This is a genomic window from Streptomyces sp. NPDC094147 (assembly GCF_044764265.1).
Taxonomy (GTDB): domain Bacteria; phylum Actinomycetota; class Actinomycetes; order Streptomycetales; family Streptomycetaceae; genus Streptomyces.
Window position 1 is genome coordinate 348728 of the sequence record NZ_JBIWHT010000002.1, and the last position, 15041, is coordinate 363768.

At 69.8% G+C, this 15041-nt stretch carries 19 protein-coding genes; 10 read left to right on the plus strand and 9 right to left on the minus strand.

The genetic code is table 11. The annotated features are described in order from the left end of the window. Positions 1 to 117: 117 nt before the first annotated feature. Positions 118 to 312 carry a helix-turn-helix transcriptional regulator gene (locus ACIQ8J_RS07025; protein WP_403266802.1) on the minus strand — a complete coding sequence of 65 codons (195 nt, stop codon included), beginning with the start codon at positions 310 to 312 and terminating at the stop codon, positions 118 to 120. Between the two features lie 120 nt (positions 313 to 432). On the opposite strand from ACIQ8J_RS07025, the gene ACIQ8J_RS07030 reads away from it, so the two are divergent. Beyond that, positions 433 to 936, plus strand: a complete 504-nt coding sequence (locus ACIQ8J_RS07030) for a helix-turn-helix transcriptional regulator (RefSeq protein ID WP_403266800.1) — start codon at positions 433 to 435, stop codon at positions 934 to 936. A gap of 21 nt (positions 937 to 957) precedes the next feature. Next, positions 958 to 2112 (plus strand): tyrosine-type recombinase/integrase, encoded by a 1155-nt coding sequence (locus ACIQ8J_RS07035; protein ID WP_403266797.1) that lies wholly within the window; start codon positions 958 to 960, stop codon positions 2110 to 2112. 7 nt (positions 2113 to 2119) lie between these two features. On the opposite strand, the gene sodN is transcribed toward ACIQ8J_RS07035, so the two are convergent. Then, the gene (sodN, locus tag ACIQ8J_RS07040; RefSeq protein WP_403266794.1) at positions 2120 to 2515 is read right to left on the minus strand and encodes a superoxide dismutase, Ni; all 396 of its coding nucleotides are present in this window, start codon (positions 2513 to 2515) and stop codon (positions 2120 to 2122) included. A 175-nt stretch (positions 2516 to 2690) separates the two neighbouring features. Here sodN and sodX point away from each other — a divergent pair, with 175 nt between their 5' ends. Next, complete coding sequence (gene sodX, locus ACIQ8J_RS07045; protein ID WP_403266791.1) at positions 2691 to 3116, plus strand: nickel-type superoxide dismutase maturation protease; 426 nt, start codon at positions 2691 to 2693, stop codon at positions 3114 to 3116. Here sodX and ACIQ8J_RS07050 read toward each other — a convergent pair. Next, positions 3035 to 3649, minus strand: a complete 615-nt coding sequence (locus tag ACIQ8J_RS07050) for a CGNR zinc finger domain-containing protein (RefSeq protein WP_403266788.1) — start codon at positions 3647 to 3649, stop codon at positions 3035 to 3037. The genes sodX and ACIQ8J_RS07050 overlap by 82 nt on opposite strands. Positions 3650 to 3749: 100 nt before the next feature. Here ACIQ8J_RS07050 and ACIQ8J_RS07055 point away from each other — a divergent pair, with 100 nt between their 5' ends. Beyond that, positions 3750 to 4523, plus strand: coding sequence for a class I SAM-dependent methyltransferase (locus ACIQ8J_RS07055; protein ID WP_403266785.1), 774 nt, complete (start codon positions 3750 to 3752; stop codon positions 4521 to 4523). A gap of 107 nt (positions 4524 to 4630) precedes the next feature. Here ACIQ8J_RS07055 and ACIQ8J_RS07060 read toward each other — a convergent pair whose 3' ends face one another. Genes ACIQ8J_RS07060 through ACIQ8J_RS07070 form a run of 3 tightly spaced genes read right to left on the minus strand, consistent with a single transcriptional unit; the run spans position 4631 to position 7325 of the window. Further along, entirely contained in the window at positions 4631 to 5398 is a 768-nt protein-coding gene (locus tag ACIQ8J_RS07060; RefSeq protein WP_403266782.1) for an amino acid ABC transporter ATP-binding protein, read from the minus strand. A gap of 4 nt (positions 5399 to 5402) precedes the next feature. Continuing rightward, positions 5403 to 6335 (minus strand): ABC transporter permease subunit, encoded by a 933-nt coding sequence (locus tag ACIQ8J_RS07065; protein ID WP_403266779.1) that lies wholly within the window; start codon positions 6333 to 6335, stop codon positions 5403 to 5405. Between the two features lie 27 nt (positions 6336 to 6362). Next, entirely contained in the window at positions 6363 to 7325 is a 963-nt protein-coding gene (locus tag ACIQ8J_RS07070; protein ID WP_403266776.1) for an ABC transporter substrate-binding protein, read from the minus strand. 614 nt (positions 7326 to 7939) lie between these two features. Here ACIQ8J_RS07070 and ACIQ8J_RS07075 point away from each other — a divergent pair. The 4 genes from ACIQ8J_RS07075 (at position 7940) to ACIQ8J_RS07090 (ending at position 11156) form a co-directional block, all read left to right on the plus strand. Further along, positions 7940 to 9148 (plus strand): NADP-dependent malic enzyme, encoded by a 1209-nt coding sequence (locus tag ACIQ8J_RS07075; RefSeq protein WP_403266773.1) that lies wholly within the window; start codon positions 7940 to 7942, stop codon positions 9146 to 9148. A 146-nt stretch (positions 9149 to 9294) separates the two neighbouring features. Further along, entirely contained in the window at positions 9295 to 10260 is a 966-nt protein-coding gene (locus tag ACIQ8J_RS07080) for a zinc-binding dehydrogenase (protein ID WP_403266771.1), read from the plus strand. Positions 10261 to 10395: 135 nt separating this feature from the next. After that, positions 10396 to 10605, plus strand: a complete 210-nt coding sequence (locus ACIQ8J_RS07085) for a helix-turn-helix domain-containing protein (protein WP_399053811.1) — start codon at positions 10396 to 10398, stop codon at positions 10603 to 10605. Beyond that, entirely contained in the window at positions 10605 to 11156 is a 552-nt protein-coding gene (locus ACIQ8J_RS07090; RefSeq protein ID WP_403266768.1) for a Clp protease N-terminal domain-containing protein, read from the plus strand. The genes ACIQ8J_RS07085 and ACIQ8J_RS07090 overlap by 1 nt, the downstream gene beginning before the upstream one ends. 252 nt (positions 11157 to 11408) lie before the next feature. Here the strand turns inward: ACIQ8J_RS07090 and ACIQ8J_RS07095 are convergent, their stop codons facing one another. Next, on the minus strand, positions 11409 to 12416 hold the full coding sequence (locus ACIQ8J_RS07095) for a helix-turn-helix transcriptional regulator (RefSeq protein WP_403266765.1): 1008 nt from the start codon (positions 12414 to 12416) through the stop codon (positions 11409 to 11411). Position 12417: 1 nt separating this feature from the next. Continuing rightward, a complete protein-coding gene (locus ACIQ8J_RS07100; protein ID WP_403266762.1) occupies positions 12418 to 13452 on the minus strand; it encodes a DUF4097 family beta strand repeat-containing protein in 1035 nt (344 codons plus the stop codon). A gap of 241 nt (positions 13453 to 13693) precedes the next feature. Between ACIQ8J_RS07100 and ACIQ8J_RS07105 the strand changes: the two genes are divergently transcribed. Next, complete coding sequence (locus ACIQ8J_RS07105; protein WP_403266759.1) at positions 13694 to 14512, plus strand: hypothetical protein; 819 nt, start codon at positions 13694 to 13696, stop codon at positions 14510 to 14512. 29 nt (positions 14513 to 14541) lie between these two features. On the opposite strand, the gene ACIQ8J_RS07110 is transcribed toward ACIQ8J_RS07105, so the two are convergent. Continuing rightward, positions 14542 to 14724 carry a DUF6104 family protein gene (locus tag ACIQ8J_RS07110; protein WP_003961784.1) on the minus strand — a complete coding sequence of 61 codons (183 nt, stop codon included), beginning with the start codon at positions 14722 to 14724 and terminating at the stop codon, positions 14542 to 14544. A 100-nt stretch (positions 14725 to 14824) separates the two neighbouring features. Between ACIQ8J_RS07110 and ACIQ8J_RS07115 the strand changes: the two genes are divergently transcribed. Then, the gene (locus tag ACIQ8J_RS07115) at positions 14825 to 15022 is read left to right on the plus strand and encodes a DUF6191 domain-containing protein (protein ID WP_403266756.1); all 198 of its coding nucleotides are present in this window, start codon (positions 14825 to 14827) and stop codon (positions 15020 to 15022) included. Positions 15023 to 15041 lie beyond the last annotated feature (19 nt).

A 15041-nucleotide genomic window follows, 5' to 3' on the forward strand; every position in this document is an offset into this window, starting at 1 on the left:
GCAAGGTCCCGCCCCTCACCAGCTCGTTCGTTCAGAGATGGGCGATGCAATGGGGAATCTCCGGCCCTCGGCGTTGGCTCGCCGAGGGCCGCTGCAGTGGGTGGCCGTGTCGGCGCCTCACGAGGCCAAGCCCCACTCGCCCCGCCCCTCGGTCAGCGCCTGCTCGTAGCGCAGCAGCTCCGTCTCGGGGTACAGCACGCGCTTCCCGATCTTGATGCCGCGCGGGCCTTTCCCGATCTGGCGCCAGTAGCGGACCGTGCTCTCGGACGTGCGGTAGCGCTCGGCTACCTCGGAGGTGGTCAGGTGTCGCATGTTTCCCAATCGACTAGCGGGCAATTCGTCATGGGTAAGTGGTAGCACGCGATCCCGGGTTAGCCAAATCGGGTAGCATGTGATTCAATTTGGATAGAGATGGTCAAGGGTGGAGGTTCGATGGCAGGCGACAAGGCGGACAGCGGCGAGGTGCCGCTGCTCTACAGCGAAGGGAACGTGGCCGCGCGTGTGGCACTGGAGCGCGAGGTGAGGGGGTGGAGTACCACCGAACTGGCGGAGCGTGTGACCAAAGCCGGTGTGAAGCTGAACCAGACCGCCGTCTGGCGCATCGAAAACGGCAACCCCCGCCGTCGTATCAACCTCGACGAGGCGCTCGGCTTCGCCCGAGTCTTCGAGCTACCTCTCGAAGAGCTGATGTCCCCGCCCTTGGAGGGGCTGGACGTCGACGGCAGACGGCTTGTGCAGGAAGCCGTCGAAGCCTTCTACGAGTCTCGTGACGTCCAGGACCGCCTGCACCACGCCGTCGTAGCGATCGCCGAGCACATCAAGACGCACCCCGAAAGCTCACGCGCCATCCACGAGCAGTGCCTGCGCCTCATGGGCGACGAACGCGACGCTCGCACCCTGACCGACGACATAGAACACGGCGCCTACTACCGCTGACCCCCAACGAGAGGAACCCACTTGGCGAACATCCAGAAGCGCCCCAACGGCAAATGGCGGGCCCGCTACCGCGACCTCGACGGCAAGGAGCACGCTCGCCACTTCGACCGCAAGCTCGACGCCCAGCGGTGGCTCGACGAGGTCACGACCAGCATGGTCACCGGCCTGTACGTCGACCCGCGCGCCGGAAAGATCTCCTTCGAGAAGTACGCGGCGAAGTGGGAAGGTGAGCAGATCGCGGGTGAGGCCGGCGCCCGCATCACCGACAACGCGCTGCGCGTGCATCTGATACCCGCGCTCGGCTCCTACGCGATGGCGTCTCTGCGCAGGACCCACATCCAGGCCCTCTTCAAGAAGCTCTCCGAGCAACTGGGGCCCGGCAGCGTGCGCAACATCTATGACGTCCTCGTCCGCGTCATGACGGCCGCCGTCGAAGACAAGGTCATTCCCACCAGCCCCTGCAAGCGGATCACCCTCCCGCTCATAACCGACGAGGAGATCACTCCGCCCACTGTCGCGCAGGTCCGGGCGATGGCCGCTGTCATGCCGCCGTACCTCCGCGCGGCGATCGTCGTCCTGGCCGGATCAGGCTTGCGCATAGGCGAGTTGCTCGGCCTGAAGGTCTCGGACATCGACTTCAAGAACGGCACCATTCGCGTCGAGCGGCAGCGCCTCCAGTCCGGCCTGATCGGCCCGCCGAAGACCGGCAAGTCCCGGCGTACGGTCCCGGTCGGCGAGGTCGTCATCGACGCGCTCCTGGCGCATCTCGCCGCGCGGCCCTCGAAGGAGTGGCTGTTCACCATGGAGGAGTACGAACCCCTCAACTACCGCCGCTGGAAGACCGAATGGAACTGCGCTCGCAAGGAGCTGCAGAAGGCGGAGAACAAGGCGGCCGAGCGCCAGAGACGCAAGCCCGTCGAGCTTCCGCACATGACGACCCACGACCTGCGGCACTTCTTCGCCTCCGCCCTCATCGCCGGCGGGGCGAGCGTCAAGCAGGTCCAGCTCGTCCTCGGCCACGCATCCGCGGTCATCACCCTGCGGACCTATGCGCATCTCTGGCCGGGAGAAGAAGACCGCACCCGGACCGTCATGGACGCCGTTCTCGGCGGCCTGCGGACCGGGTGCGGACAGGTGGCTGACGTGACCCGCGAAACCGCAGGTCAGACGGCCTGACCAAAGATCAAGCCTTCTTGGTCTCCCAGAAGATGCGGTCGATCTCGGCGATGAGTTCGAGCGCCTTCTCGCCGGTCTTCGGGTCGGTCGACGCCTTGGCGGCCGAGAGGGCCTTCAGGGTGTCGTTGACCAGCTGGTGGAGCTGGGGGTACTTCTCGAAGTGCGGCGGCTTGAAGTAGTCGCTCCACAGCACGGAGACGTGGTGCTTCGCGAGCTCCGCACGCTGCTCCTTGATGACCACGGCACGGGCACGGAAGTGCGCGTCCTCGTTGGCCTGGTACTTCTCCTGCACGGCCTTGACCGACTCCGCCTCGATGCGGGCCTGGGCCGGGTCGTACACGCCGCAGGGCAGGTCGCAGTGCGCGCTGACCTTCACCTTGGGGGCAAACAGGCGGGAAAGCATTGAGCTGTCCTTCCTCGTGATCGTCTTCTCAGGTGGGACATTACTCGGTGAGAGACGGGTTTTCGCGGGTGCCCCCATGGGCTTAGGTCAAAAGTCCAGGGTCACCATGGGACTCGTGGCGGAACGTACCGTGGGACCGGTGGCGGGGTGCCGACGGCCAAAAGGTGGGTGGCGTATGACGGATGAGGGGCGGGAGACGAGGGTGCCGTTGGGGATCGCCGAGGTCCTGGGGACCTCGATGGTGCCCACGCTGCTGCACGGGGACCAACTGCTGGTCCACTACGGGGCCGGGCTGCGGGCCGGCGACGTGGCGGTGCTGCGCCACCCGTTGCAGCAGGACCTGCTCATCGTCAAGCGGCTGATGGAGTTGCGCGAGAGCGGCTGGTGGGTGCTCGGGGACAACACCGGCGACGAGGTCGTCGACAGCCGGGCCTTCGGTGCCGTGCCGGTCGAGCTCGTGCTCGGCCGGGTGCGCGGACGGTACCGGCCGATGACGGCCGGGCGCCGGCGCACCGTCGGCTACTTGGCGTCCTGGGCCGTCTCCTCGGTGCGGCCGGTGTTCTCCGACCGCTCGGTCTCCAGGCGCTTGCGGGCCCGGTAGGCGGCCACATTGGCCCGGGTCGCGCAGCGGTCCGAGCAGTAGCGGCGCGAGCGGTTGGTCGAGGTGTCGAGGTAGGCGTTGCGGCAGGGCGCCGCCTGGCACAGGCCGAGCCGGTCGACCCCGTACTCCGTGAGGTGGAAGGCCAGGCCCATCGAGGCGATCGCGGCGTAGCCCGCCGTCGCGTTCGAGGGGTGGTCGGCCAGGTGCATGTGCCACAGCGGGCGGTCGTCCTCGTCCCGGTGGTCGTGGCCGGACACCTGGGGGCTGACCGGGAATTCGAGCAGCAGCGAGTTGAGCAGGTCCACCGCCTGGACCTCCTCGCCCTGGTCCGCCGCCTCGAAGACCGCCCGCAGCCGGGCCCGTACCGAGCGGAAGCGCGTCACGTCCGCGTCCGTCGCCCGGCGGGCCGCCGACTGGTTCCCGCCGAACAGTTCGCGCACCGCGTCGACCGAGGTCAGCACGTCCTTGTTGCGGGCCGGCTCCTCGGTGTTGACCAAGCGCACGGCATAGTCCGAGTAATAGGCCAGTTCCACTTGTAGTCCTTACGGCGGCGGTCTAGGGTCTGAGGCGTTCCAGGTAACGGCTGAGTACCCTTCGAGGGTATTACAGAGCGGCTTCCAAGGAGGGATTACGGTGTCGGAGACTGTCACTGGGGCCGGTACGAGCACCGACTGGCGGGGCTGGCAGGACAGCTGGGACCGGCAGCAGGAGTGGTACATGCCCGACCGCGAGGAGCGCTTCCGGGTCATGCTCGACATGGTCGAGGCCTGCGTCGGTCCCGCGCCGCGCGTGCTCGACCTCGCGTGCGGTACGGGGAGTATTACGGACCGGCTCCTCAAGAGGTTCCCGGACGCGGTCAGTACGGGCGTCGATCTGGACCCCGCGCTCCTCGCCATCGCCGAGGGCACCTTCGCCGGCGACGACCGGGCCACCTTCGTGACCGCCGACCTCAAGGACCCGGGGTGGACCGCGCTGCTTCCGCATGACTCGTACGACGCGGTACTCACCGCGACCGCCCTGCACTGGCTGCACAGCGACCCGCTCGCCGCGCTGTACGGGCAGGTCGCCGGGCTGGTGCGGGACGGCGGGGTGTTCATGAACGCCGACCACATGATCGAGCCCGCGACCCCGCGCATCAACGCGGCCGAACGGGCCCACCGGCACGCCGGGATGGAGCGCGCCAAGGCCGGCGGCGCGCTCGACTGGGCCGACTGGTGGGCGCTGGCCGCCCAGGACCCCGTACTGGCCGGACCGACCGCCCGGCGGTACGAGATCTACGGCGAGCACGCCGACGGCGACATGCCACCGGCCCGCTGGCACGCCGAGACCCTGCGCGCGGCCGGCTTCGCCGAGGCGCGGCCCGTCTGGGCCTCGCCCTCGGACACGCTGCTGCTCGCCCTCAAATAGCGACAAGTGGCAGCAGAAGAAGGATGGTTACGGGATCGCTCCCGTAACCACCCTTCTTCGTGGGGCTATTTCGTGGGGCTATGTGGTGACGCCGTTGCGCGGCGGTGTCACAGCACCTTCGACAGGAACGACTTCGTCCGGTCGTGCTGGGGGTTCGTCAGGACGTCGCGCGGGTGGCCGGATTCGACCACCACGCCGTCGTCCATGAAGACCAGCGAGTCGCCGACCTCGCGCGCGAAGCCCATCTCGTGGGTGACCACGATCATCGTCATGCCGTCCTCGGCGAGGCCGCGCATGACGTCCAGGACGTCGCCCACCAGCTCGGGGTCGAGCGCCGAGGTCGGCTCGTCGAAGAGCATCAGCTTCGGCTGCATCGCAAGCGCGCGGGCGATCGCCACGCGCTGCTGCTGGCCGCCGGAGAGCTGCGAGGGGTAGTTGCCCGCCTTGTCGGCGAGGCCCACCCGGTCGAGCAGCTTGAGGGCCCGCTCGCGGGCCACCGCCTTCGACTCCCGCTTGACCTGGACCGGCGCCTCCATGACGTTCTCGACGGCCGTCATGTGCGGGAACAGGTTGAAGCGCTGGAAGACCATGCCGATGTCCCGCCGCTTGCGGGCGACTTCGCTGTCCTTCAGCTCGTACAGCTTGTCACCCTTCTGGCGGTACCCGACCAGCTCGCCGTCGACGTAAAGGCGACCGGCGTTGATCTGCTCCAGGTGGTTGATGCACCGCAGGAAGGTCGACTTGCCCGAGCCGGACGGGCCGATCAGGCAGAACACCTCGCCCTCGGCCACCTCCAGATCGATGCCCTTGAGGATGTGGGCGGGGCCGAACGACTTGTGGACGCCCTCCGCCTTGACCATCGGTTGTGCAGTCATGGGGTCACCGCCGCCAGTTGGTAAGGGAGAGCAGGTTCCGCTTGATGCGCGCCAGCGGCGTGGGCGGCAGGGAGCGCAGCGAACCTCGGGCGAAACGGCGCTCCAGGTAGTACTGGCCGACGCTGAACACACTGGTCAGGGCCAGGTACCAGAGAGAGGCGAGGAAGAGCATCTCCATCACCGCGAACGAGGTCGCGGCGACGTCCTGGGCGCTGCGCAGCAGATCCTGGTACTGGACGGCGACGACCAGCGACGACGTCTTCAGCATGTTGATGAACTCGTTGCCCGTCGGCGGGATGATCACCCGCATCGACTGGGGCAGCACCACCCGGCGCATGGTCTGCGTCTGGGTCATGCCGAGCGCGTGCGAGGCCTCGGTCTGGCCCTCGTCGACCGACTGGATGCCGGCCCGGACGATCTCCGCCATGTACGCGCCCTCGTTCAGGCCGAGGCCGAGCAGGGCGGCGAGGAACGGAGTCATGACCGCGGTCATGTAGTCCTTGTAGAACCCGAGGTTCAGGATCGGGAAGATCAGCGCCAGGTTGAACCAGATCAGCAGCTGCACATAGACCGGCGTGCCGCGGAAGAACCAGATGTACAGCCAGGCGACCGAGCTGGTCACCGGGTTCTTCGAGAGCCGCATCACGGCGAACAGCACACCCAGCACCAGGCCCACGGCCATGGAGACCACGCTGATGAGGATGGTGTGCCACAGGCCGGTCAGGATGCTGGGGTCGAACAGCTTGTCCGTGACGGTCGCCCAGCGCACATTGCCCTGGGAGAACGCGTACCCGAGCGCGCCGAGCACGGCGACGACGAGTACGGCGCTGATCCAGCGCCCGTAGTGGCGTACCGGGATGGCACGGATGATGTCCGGCGGGACCTGCTCCGGGGCGGCGTCCGCCGACCCCGGAGTCTTGTCGAGCTTGTCAGTCACAGCGACTGCCCTTCAGTGGTGCGCGGGTCAGGAGCCGCCGTTGATGGCTGCCTTGGTGACGGCGCCCTGTGCGCCGCCCCACTTGTCGACGGCCGCCTTGTAGGTGCCGTCGGCGATGATCGCGTCCAGCGCCGCCGAGAGGGCGTCACGCAGCTGGGTGTTCTTCTTGTCCACCGCGATGCCGAAGGGGCCCGCGTCCGACTGGTTGGCGACCGACTCGAAGTCGGCGCCGCCGCCCGCGGTCTTCGCGATGTACGCGGCGACGGGGGAGTCGTTCAGGTCGGCGACGGCGCCGCCGGCCTTGACCCGGGTCTGCGCCTCGGCGTCGGTCGCGAAGGCCTCGAAGGACAGGTCGCCCTTGTTGTTCTGCTTGCACTTGGCGGCGAGGTCCTTGGCGGCCTGCTCGTACGTCGTGCCGCGCTGCACGGCGATCTTCTTGCCGCACAGGTCGTCGGTGGACTTGATGCCCTCCGGGTTGCCCTTCTTGACCAGGATGCCGGTGCTCGCCGTGTAGTAGTCGACGAAGTCGACACCCGTACCGGTCTTCTTGCCGCTCTTGTCAAGACCCTCCTGGCGGGCCTTGGTGTCGCTCACCGAGGACATGACGGCGTCGTAGCGGCCGGTCGGCAGCGCGCCGAGCAGGGTGTCGAAGGTGCCGCTGGTGAAGTCGAACGTCACCCCGAGCTGTTTGCCGAGGGCGGCGGCGATGTCGGGGTCGATGCCGACGATGGTGTCGCCCTGCTTGAACTCCATGGGGGCGTACGTGGCATCCGTCCCGACCTTGATCACGCCGGCCTTCTGGATGTTCGCGGGCAGCTTCGAGAAGAGCGGGGCGGACTTCGAGGCCCCGCCCGGGGACGCGCTCGACGACCCCTTCTTGGTCTGGTCACCGCAGCCGGTGACCAGCAGGGCGCCCGCGACCGCGATCGCGCCGACCGCGGCAATCCGGGACTTGGCGGCGGTCGTACGGCGGGTGGTGCTTGCGGTCATGGTCGGGTTCCTCCGGCAGATGTGAAGTGGAGTGGCCATGGAGCGCGTAGACGATCTACGCACAGGTCCTGGGCGGTGGTCGTGCACGCGTCCTCGGGTGTCGCGACCGCGGTGTGAACCGCGTGTGAAGTCGCATCTTGCCATTCGGACCCCGGAAATCAGGGTCGCAGCCATGTCAAAATCGGATAACGGGTCACCCCCGAATCCCGGCAGCCCGGCACACCGCAGCTCCGCGGGCCGGAACACATGCGGAGAACACTCGCAGGGGCCGGAGAATCTCCGGTTCATCTCGCGTTGTGGACATGTTCCATGGCGCATGGCCGACTTGTCGCGACATCGCACCAAGAGTCGTGGCACCGTACCGGGACCGCTTGCGACGGAGTATCGGCGCTGGGCCAATATGGACTCGTCGGCGGACGCCTCCGTCCGGTAAGAAGGATCCTTACACCCCTCATCCGGGGCTCAGGGCGCGTGTGCGGCGCGCCCGCGCGTACGTACCTCCACCCCGCGGGGCGGGCCAACCGCCCTCAGCGGGGAACGTACGCGGGTCCGCCCACCCCTCCTCAACAAGGAGTGGCCACCCTCAACTGATGAAGACTTAAGGGGTCAACACAATGGCAGCGGAGATCGTCAATCCTCGCAGCGACAGCAGCACGGAGGGGTCTGACGAGCCCTTCGACCCGGCCTTCGCGCTCCACCGGGGCGGCAAGATGGCCGTTCAGGCCACCGTGCCCATCCGCGACAAGGACGACCTGTCCCTCGCGTACACGCCGGGCGTGGCCAAGGTGTGCACCGCGATCGCGGAGAACCCGGAGCTGGTTCACGACTACACCTGGAAGTCGCAGGTCGTCGCCGTCGTGACGGACGGTACCGCGGTGCTCGGACTCGGCGACATCGGTCCGGAGGCGTCCCTTCCGGTCATGGAGGGGAAGGCCATCCTCTTCAAGCAGTTCGGCGGCGTCGACGCGGTGCCCATCGCGCTGGCCACCACCGACACCGACGAGATCATCGAGACCGTCGTCCGCCTCGCGCCGTCCTTCGGCGGGGTGAACCTGGAGGACATCTCCGCCCCGCGCTGCTTCGAGATCGAGCGCCGGCTGCAGGAGGCCCTGGACATCCCGGTCTTCCACGACGACCAGCACGGCACGGCCGTGGTCACCCTGGCCGCCCTGCGCAACGCCGCGAAGCTCACCGGGCGCACCCTCGGCGAACTGCGCGCGGTGATCTCCGGGGCCGGCGCCGCCGGTGTGGCCATCGCCAAGTTCCTCCTGGAAGCGGGCCTCGGCGATGTGGCGGTCGCCGACCGCAAGGGCATCGTCAGCACCGACCGCACCGACCTGACCGACGTCAAGCGCGAGCTCGCCGAGCTCACCAACAAGGCGGGCCTGACCGGCCCCCTGGAGACCGCGCTCGCGGGCGCCGACGTCTTCATCGGCGTCTCCGGCGGTACGGTCCCCGAGCCCGCGGTCGCCTCCATGGCACCGGGTGCCTTCGTCTTCGCGATGGCCAACCCGAACCCCGAGGTGCACCCCGACATCGCGCACAAGTACGCCTCGGTCGTGGCCACCGGCCGCTCGGATTACCCGAACCAGATCAACAACGTCCTCGCCTTCCCCGGCATCTTCGCGGGCGCCCTCCAGGTCCGGGCCTCCCGGATCACCGAGGGCATGAAGATCGCCGCGGCGAACGCGCTGGCCGACGTCGTGGGCGACCAGCTCGCCGCGGACTACGTCATCCCGTCCCCGTTCGACGAGCGGGTCGCCCCGGCCGTCACGGCGGCGGTGGCGGCGGCCGCCCGCGCGGAGGGCGTCGCGCGCCGGTAGTACGTTCCGGGGTTCTGCTCACGGAGCCGTGCCGGGTTTCCCTTCGGGGGAGCCCGGCACGGCTTTTTGCCGTTCTTCCCGGCGTGCGGGGTGTCACAGTCGTGGGAGGTTCCGGCGGCCGGGCCGCGCGCCCTATGGTCAGGGCCATGTTCGCCGCCTACGCCGCCCGCATCGACCGTGACCAGCCGCTCAGCGGCCTTGAGTTGGGGGAGCGTCCGGCCCCCGAGGTACGCCCCGGCTGGGCCCTCGTCGACGTACGGGCCGCCTCCCTCAACCACCACGACGTCTGGTCGCTGCGCGGCGTCGGCCTCACCGAGGACAAGCTGCCGATGATCCTCGGCTGCGACGCTGCCGGGGTCGACCAGGACGGCAACGAGGTCGTCCTCCACTCCGTGATCGGCCAGACCGGGCACGGCGTCGGCCCCACCGAGGGCCGCTCGATCCTCACCGAGAAGTACCAGGGCACCTTCGCCGAGCAGGTCGCCGTGCCCACCTGGAACGTACTGCCGAAGCCCAAGGAGCTGAGCTTCGCGGAGGCGGCGTGCCTGCCGACCGCGTGGCTGACGGCGTACCGGATGCTGTTCACCAACGCCGGTGTCCGGCCCGGCGATTCGGTCCTGGTGCAGGGCGCCGGGGGCGGGGTCGCCACCGCCGCGATCGTGCTCGGCAAGGCCGCGGGGCTCCGCGTCTTCGCGACCAGCCGCGACGAGTACAAGCGCAAGCGGGCCGTGGAACTGGGCGCGGTCGACGCGTACGAGCCCGGTGCGCGGCTGCCGCAGCGCGTCGACGCCGTGATCGAGACGGTGGGCGCGGCGACCTGGTCCCACTCGGTCAAGTCGCTGCGCCCCGGCGGCACTCTGGTCATCTCGGGTGCCACCAGCGGCGACCGCCCCGCGCACGCCGAACTGACCCGCATCTTCTTCCTGGAGCTGAAGGTCGTGGGCTCGACGATGGGCACGAAGGACGAGCTGGAGGACCTGCTCGCGTTCTGCTCGGCGACGGGCGTACGTCCCGTCATCGACGAGGTGCTCCCGCTGGACCGGGCGCGCGAGGGCTTCCAGAAGGTGGCGTCGGGGGACGTGTTCGGGAAGGTGGTCCTCTCCGTGGGGTGAGGTGCGGTTGCCGTCGGGGGAGGGGCTGATGGCCGCGGTCCCGCGCGTACGAGTGCGCGGGGGCCGCAGCCTTTCATGTGGGCTCGATGTCAACTTTGGTTGACTAGCCCGGGGTGTCAATGTACGTTGACATGCATGACCGAGGCCACCGATCTCGCCGCACGAGCCGGCGACCGCGACCCGAGGGTCGGACTACGAGCCGTCGCCGCGCTGCGCCGGCTCCTGGAACAGCTCGAATCCGTACAGGTGCGCAGCGCCCGCAACCAGGGCTGGTCCTGGCAGGAAATCGCCGCCGAGCTGGGGGTCAGCCGGCAGGCCGTACACAAGAAGCACGGGAGGCATTGATGTTCGAGCGATTCACGACGAATGCCCGTGGAGTGGTGGAGGGCGCGGTCGGCCACGCCGCCCGTGCGGGGTCGGCGGTGGTGACCGAGGAACACCTGCTCCTCGCCCTCCTCGACCGCGAGGGCAGCAAGGCGGCCTTCGCGCTCACCTCCCTCGGCGTCACCGACCGGCGTGCCGAGGTCACCGCCGCCCTGGCGGACGCGCGACGCCGGGGCGGCATGTCCAAGGCGGACGTGAACGCCCTGGCCGGGCTCGGCATCTCCGTCGAGGAGATCGTCGCGAGGGCGGAGGAAGCACACGGCCCCGGCGCCCTGTCCGACGCCACCCCCGGCAAGGCATGGCCGTCGGGCCGGCCGTCCTTCACGAGGGAGTCGAAGAAGGTCCTGGAGAAGTCCCTGAGGATGGCGGTCGCCCGCAAGCAGAAGCAGATCGGCGACGAGCACATGCTGCTCGCGCTGACGGCGATGCCGGGAGTGGTGGCGGAGGTGCTGGCGGAGTACGGGGGGACGTACGGGGGTGTGGAACGGGTGCTGTTCGGGGCGGGGGCCTGAGGGGCCCTTATTGCTCCACCCGCCGGCCCCTTCTTGGGTGTTGGGCCGCGCGGGCCGCTGTTGGCTGGGGGTTGCGGGGGCGGAGCTCCCGCTGGGGTCGAGGGGTGGACCTCCCGGGGGTCCGGCGGGCAGCCCCCGGGGTTGGCCTTCCCGGTCCTGAGCAACGGGCAGGCGGGTGGGCACACCCCCGGGCTGTGGCGGAGCCCCGGGGTTGGCCTTCTTCGCCCCGGGGCACGGGAACGCCCCGCCCCGCTAAGCCCCCCGCGGCCGCAGGCTCGCGCTGATGTGGGCCGCCGTCGCCGACAACTGGCGGCGGGCCTCCCACAGTTGGGCCTCCGTCACCCCGTGGTCCCGCGCCGCATCCCGGATGTCGTCCCGGAACCGGTCGAGCAGCCGGTCGAGATCCCGCGCGGGATTGTCGGACGGCTCCTCCCGGGCCCACTCCGGCTCCGGTGCGGCCGGCTTGCCGAGGTCCACCCGCTCGTCGCCGGCATCCGGGCCGCCCCGCCCGAACCGCCCCAGCTCCTTGGTGATCTCCGCGAGCCCCTCCCGTACGCCCGTCGGCCAGTCGCCCCGCGCAAAGTGCTCCTGCACCTGCCGCTGCACGTCCTTGGCGACCCGCTGCATCTCGTCGCGCGCCCTGTCCTGGGCCTCCTTGGCCTGGCGGCGCGCCTGCTGTGCCTCGTCGCGGGCCCGCCGGGACTCGTCCTTCGCGCGGCGCGCCTGCTCCTTCCACTCCTGCTTGGCGCGCTTGAACTCCTCCTTCGCCTGCTGCCAGGCCTCGCTCTCGCCCCAGGCGCTGTCGAAGAAGTCGGAGGCCTCGGGGAAGCCCTTCCGGGCCCCTCGGCCGGCGCCGGCCGAGCCCTGTCCCGTACGCGTCTCTCGTGCCGCGCGGCGCATGTCGTCGCGCAGGCTGCCCGCCGCACCGCGTACGTCGTCGCGGATCTCGGCGGCGAGTTCGGAGACGGATTCGCGGATCTCCAGCTCCAGATCGGCGAGTTCACCGCCCCGGCCCGCCAACTCCGCGCGCCCGGCATCGGTGATCGAGTACACCTTGCGGCCGCCCTCGGTGGTGTGCGTGACCAGCCCCTCGGCCTCCAGCTTGGCGAGCCGCGGGTAAACGGTGCCGGCGCTGGGCGCGTACAGCCCCTGGAAGCGCTCTTCGAGCAGGCGGATCACTTCGTACCCGTGGCGCGGCGCCTCGTCAAGGAGCTTGAGGAGGTAGAGGCGGAGGCGGCCGTGGGCGAAGACGGGGGGCATGTCAGAGCACCTTCTTGTTCGTCGAGTCGGCGGACCCGGACCGGTCACTGGGGTCATGAGAAGCGCGGTCGCTCGGGGCACCGGCAGGAGGCGCGTCCTCAACCGGAGTGTCCTCTATCGGACCGGCCCCAATCGGAGCATCCTCTACCGGAGTGTCCTCAATCGGAGCGTCCTCGATCGGACCGCCCCCGACAGGGCCGTCCTCCGGTACGTAGTCCTCCTCGCCCGCCGGCCGCCGCAGCAGCGCGATGGACCCGGACACCGTCGTCGCCTTGAGCGTGCCGTTGCCCGCTCCCAGTGTCCCGATGATCCTCTTGGTGCCCCACTGCCCGCTGACCCGCAGGTCGTCGAAGCCGTTGGAGACGGCGCCGCTCGTCGTGCTGGCCTCGATCCGGGCGTCGGCCGGGTGCGGCAGCCGCACCGCGACCTCGCCCGCGACGGTGGTCAGCCGGATGTCGGTCGGCCTCCCGTCGGGGGTGAGGTCGAGGACCATGTCGCCCTTGACCGTCTCGGCGTGGATGCGGGGCCCCGCCCCCTCGATCACGGTCAGGCCCCCGGACACCGACTTGAACCGCAGCTCGCCGGTGACCCCGTGGGCCTCCAGCGCGCCGGTGACGGACTCGGCCACGACCGGGCCGGAGAGGCCGACCAGCGTGGTGTCGCCGCTGACGCCGCGCACCTCCGTGCGGCCCCGGATGCCCGAGACCACCGCGCCCGCGCCCACCGTGCCGACCTCGACGTCCGTACCGGCCGGGACCGCGAGCGAGACCTCCGCGCTGCGGTTCCAGCCCCGGCGGTCCAGCATCTTGAGGAACCCCCGCCAGGGCAGGTCCTCGTACGCGATGGTGAGCGTCGACCCCTCGCGGGTCACGATCAGCGGTGGCCCGTGGACGGCCGAGACCTCCAGGCGAGCGGAACTTTCCTCGCTGCCCACGACGTTGACCGTTCCGTTGAATATGCGCACTTTGAGCGTGGTCACCGGCGCGTCGAAAGTGAACTTCCGCGGCTCCGAGACGGCCCACGTGGACTCGGACATGGTGCTGACCTCCTGGGCACTGCGAGTGGTGCTGCGACTGGACCTGCTGAGTGGTGCTGCGCGTGGCTACTCCAAGACGCAACATATCGCGTCTCTCGATAGACACGATATATCGCGCTTCGGGAAAGTCAAGGCGCGGGTCCGGAGTGGAAGCCGACGGGGGCCCACCTCGGGCCCTCCGGACGCCCCAGTGCGCCCCAATAGGGGGAAATCACCGCAAATATGGCCTAGCGTATGGATCATGCCCGACGCCTCTGCCGCTTCCCCCGGAGCTCTGCTCCTCTGCCGGGCCGAGCCCCCGGCGGTCCGGCCGGTCGCCCATCTGCTGCGCGAAAAGATGCTGCTCGCCCCGGCGGGCGACGGCTGGAGCGTGCTCGTCCCCGCGACCAAGCCCTGGCTGACCGGGGCCGACCCCGTGGACCAGGTGCTCGCGGGCTGGGCGGGCGCGCTCACGGTCGGTGCGGGCTGGCCCGCGCTCGCCCTGTGGTGGGACGAGTCCCGGGCGGGCTATACCCTGGCCTCGGGCTTTCGCCGTACGGTCGGCTACGTCTGGCTGTCGGACGGCACTCCGGTCGGCGAGGACGAGGCGATGCGCACGTTCGCGGCCCGGCTCGGCCTCGACCCGGTCTTCGACGTGGAGGCCCTCGGCGGGCTGACCCGCCCCGATTCGGCCGCCGACGCCCGCGCCCGGCTCCTCGGCCTGATCGCGGTCCTGGCCCGCACGGGCGTCGCCCTGCCCGCCGGTCTCACCCCGGGCGAACCGACCGACCGGCTGCGGTCGGTGGCCATCGCGCAGGGCGCCGAAACCATCGAGTGGTCCGGCTGGCGCGATGCCGTACGCGCCGAACTCGACGCGGTCGAGGAGAGCCCACTGGGCCCCTGGGTACGCGGCCCCAAGGCACGCGCCCTGGGCGCCGCCCAGCTCGCTGTGGGCATTCCGCTCGCCGCCTGGGGCCTGCGCCGCCACAGCGGGGGCTGGACGGCGGCGGGCGTGATCCTGATCGCCCACGGGGCGCTGAGCCTGGCGTACGACCGGATGCGCGCCCGCCCCTGCGACTGACGCGTATTACGCGTCCTGGCCCACCGGGTTCACTCGTCCTCGTCCTCGTCGTCGAGCCGCGCCAGCCACGTGGCGAGACGCTCGACCGGAACCTCGAAGTCCGGGTTCAGATCGACGAAGGTACGCAACTGCTCGGCGAGCCACTCGAAGGTGACCTCCTCCTCGCCGCGCCGCTTCTCCAGCTCCTCGATGCCGCGGTCGGTGAAGTACACAACTTGCTCCTGAGACGTACCGGATGTTCGGCCCCAGGGTATCCGGGCGGCCGGGCGGGTTACGTTTGATGCCCGGGACGGCTGACGGAGGTGGCTTCGGATGTTCGGTGGGCTCGACGAGCTTTTCGCACCCGGTCGACGGCACACGGAAGAGGAGCGCCGGCGCCTGGAGATCACGCTCGACGAGGTCGGCGACGCCGATCCGGGGCGCGGGCCGATAGATCTGACCAGTGGAAGCGTGGTCATACGGGTGCCCCCGGCCCGGGGCGCCGAGGACGAGCCCGAGCCCGAGGACTAGTACCCGCTACGCCGGAGGG

Excerpts from the sequence above, each read along its gene's own strand:
- ACIQ8J_RS07025 (WP_403266802.1), bottom strand. The coding sequence starts at position 312 with ATGCGACACCTGACCACCTCCGAGGTAGCCGAGCGCTACCGCACGTCC.
- ACIQ8J_RS07030 (WP_403266800.1), top strand. The coding sequence starts at position 433 with ATGGCAGGCGACAAGGCGGACAGCGGCGAGGTGCCGCTGCTCTACAGC.
- sodN (WP_403266794.1), bottom strand. The coding sequence starts at position 2,515 with ATGCTTTCCCGCCTGTTTGCCCCCAAGGTGAAGGTCAGCGCGCACTGC.
- sodX (WP_403266791.1), top strand. The coding sequence starts at position 2,691 with ATGACGGATGAGGGGCGGGAGACGAGGGTGCCGTTGGGGATCGCCGAG.
- ACIQ8J_RS07060 (WP_403266782.1), bottom strand. The coding sequence starts at position 5,398 with ATGACTGCACAACCGATGGTCAAGGCGGAGGGCGTCCACAAGTCGTTC.
- ACIQ8J_RS07070 (WP_403266776.1), bottom strand. The coding sequence starts at position 7,325 with ATGACCGCAAGCACCACCCGCCGTACGACCGCCGCCAAGTCCCGGATT.
- ACIQ8J_RS07075 (WP_403266773.1), top strand. The coding sequence starts at position 7,940 with ATGGCAGCGGAGATCGTCAATCCTCGCAGCGACAGCAGCACGGAGGGG.
- ACIQ8J_RS07080 (WP_403266771.1), top strand. The coding sequence starts at position 9,295 with ATGTTCGCCGCCTACGCCGCCCGCATCGACCGTGACCAGCCGCTCAGC.
- ACIQ8J_RS07085 (WP_399053811.1), top strand. The coding sequence starts at position 10,396 with ATGACCGAGGCCACCGATCTCGCCGCACGAGCCGGCGACCGCGACCCG.
- ACIQ8J_RS07090 (WP_403266768.1), top strand. The coding sequence starts at position 10,605 with ATGTTCGAGCGATTCACGACGAATGCCCGTGGAGTGGTGGAGGGCGCG.
- ACIQ8J_RS07095 (WP_403266765.1), bottom strand. The coding sequence starts at position 12,416 with ATGCCCCCCGTCTTCGCCCACGGCCGCCTCCGCCTCTACCTCCTCAAG.
- ACIQ8J_RS07100 (WP_403266762.1), bottom strand. The coding sequence starts at position 13,452 with ATGTCCGAGTCCACGTGGGCCGTCTCGGAGCCGCGGAAGTTCACTTTC.
- ACIQ8J_RS07105 (WP_403266759.1), top strand. The coding sequence starts at position 13,694 with ATGCCCGACGCCTCTGCCGCTTCCCCCGGAGCTCTGCTCCTCTGCCGG.
- ACIQ8J_RS07115 (WP_403266756.1), top strand. The coding sequence starts at position 14,825 with ATGTTCGGTGGGCTCGACGAGCTTTTCGCACCCGGTCGACGGCACACG.